This is a genomic window from Gemmobacter sp. LW-1 (assembly GCF_001303875.1).
GTDB classification, from domain to species: Bacteria; Pseudomonadota; Alphaproteobacteria; order Rhodobacterales; family Rhodobacteraceae; genus Gemmobacter; species Gemmobacter caeni.
On record NZ_LJSC01000001.1, the window covers coordinates 1 to 1,434 of the forward strand.

The 1,434-nt window shown below is 64.3% G+C and carries 2 protein-coding genes; both read left to right on the forward strand.

Going from position 1 to position 1,434, the window contains the following annotated elements:
- Positions 1 to 1,090: pyruvate dehydrogenase complex E1 component subunit beta (locus AO684_RS00005; RefSeq protein ID WP_054300697.1), on the forward strand; the 1,090-nt coding region annotated here is incomplete at its 5' end.
- Positions 1,091 to 1,098: 8 nt separating this feature from the next.
- Positions 1,099 to 1,434, forward strand: a 336-nt coding sequence (locus tag AO684_RS00010) for a biotin/lipoyl-containing protein (protein WP_152968303.1), incomplete at its 3' end; no start/stop codon positions are given.

Below are 1,434 nucleotides of genomic sequence, written 5' to 3' on the forward strand. Positions count from 1 at the left end.
GGCAGCCCCCGCCGCCGCGCCCGAGGCTGCACCCAAAGCTGCCCCGGTCGCTGCCGCGCCGGTGGCCGTGGTGTCCAGGGCCTCGCCCGACTGGGCCGAGGGCACGCCGATGAAAACCATGACCGTGCGCGAGGCCCTGCGCGAGGCCATGGCCGAGGAAATGCGCCGCAGTGATGCGGTGTTCCTGATGGGCGAGGAAGTCGGTGAATATCAGGGCGCCTACAAGATCAGCCAGGGTCTGCTGGATGAGTTCGGCCCCAAGCGCGTTATCGACACGCCGATCACCGAGCACGGCTTTGCCGGTATCGCCGTCGGCGCGGCCTGGGGCGGTCTGAACCCGATTGTCGAGTTCATGACCTTCAACTTCGCCATGCAGGCGATTGACCACCTGATCAACTCGGCCGCCAAGACGAACTACATGTCCGGCGGGCAGCTGGGCTGTCCCATCGTGTTCCGGGGTCCGAATGGCGCGGCGGCACGGGTCGCAGCACAGCACAGCCAGGATTACGCGGCATGGTATGCGGCAATCCCCGGCATGAAGGTGGTGATGCCCTATTCGGCGGCCGATGCGAAAGGCCTGCTGAAACAGGCAATCCGTGATCCGAACCCGGTGGTGTTCCTTGAAAACGAAATCCTATACGGCAAGTCCTTCGAAGTGCCGGATGTCGAGGATTTCACCATTCCCTTCGGCAAGGCCAGGATCTGGCGCGAAGGCACGGATGTCACCATCGTCAGCTTCGGCATCGGCATGACCTATGCGCTGGAGGCCGCCGACAAGCTGGCGGCCGAGGGCATCAGCGCCGAGGTGATCGACCTGCGCACGCTGCGTCCCATCGACTATGACACGGTGCTGGCTTCGGTGATGAAGACCAACCGCTGCGTCACGGTCGAGGAAGGCTTCCCCGTCGGCTCCATCGGCAACCACATCTCGGCGGTGATCATGCAGCGCGCGTTTGACTATCTGGACGCGCCGGTGATCAACCTCTGCGGCAAGGATGTGCCGATGCCCTATGCGGCCAACCTTGAGAAGCTCGCACTGGTGACGACCGCCGAAGTGGTCGAAGCCGTGAAATCCGTCTGCTATCGCTGAGGTGTGAGATGGCCATTCAAGTTCTGATGCCCGCCCTTTCGCCCACGATGGAAGAGGGCACGCTGGCCAAATGGCTGGTGAAGGAAGGCGACGAGGTGAAATCCGGTCAGGTGCTCGCCGAGATCGAAACCGACAAGGCCACGATGGAATTCGAGGCCGTAGATGAAGGCGTGATCGGCAAGATCCTGATCGCGGAAGGCAGCGCGGGGGTGAAGGTGAACACCCCCATCGCCGTGCTGCTGGAAGAAGGCGAGGATGCCTCGGCCGCCGCTGCGGCGCCTGCGCCCAAAGCAGAAAGCGCCGCGCCTGCGGCCGCTCCGGCGGCAGCTGCGCCTGCTGCGGCC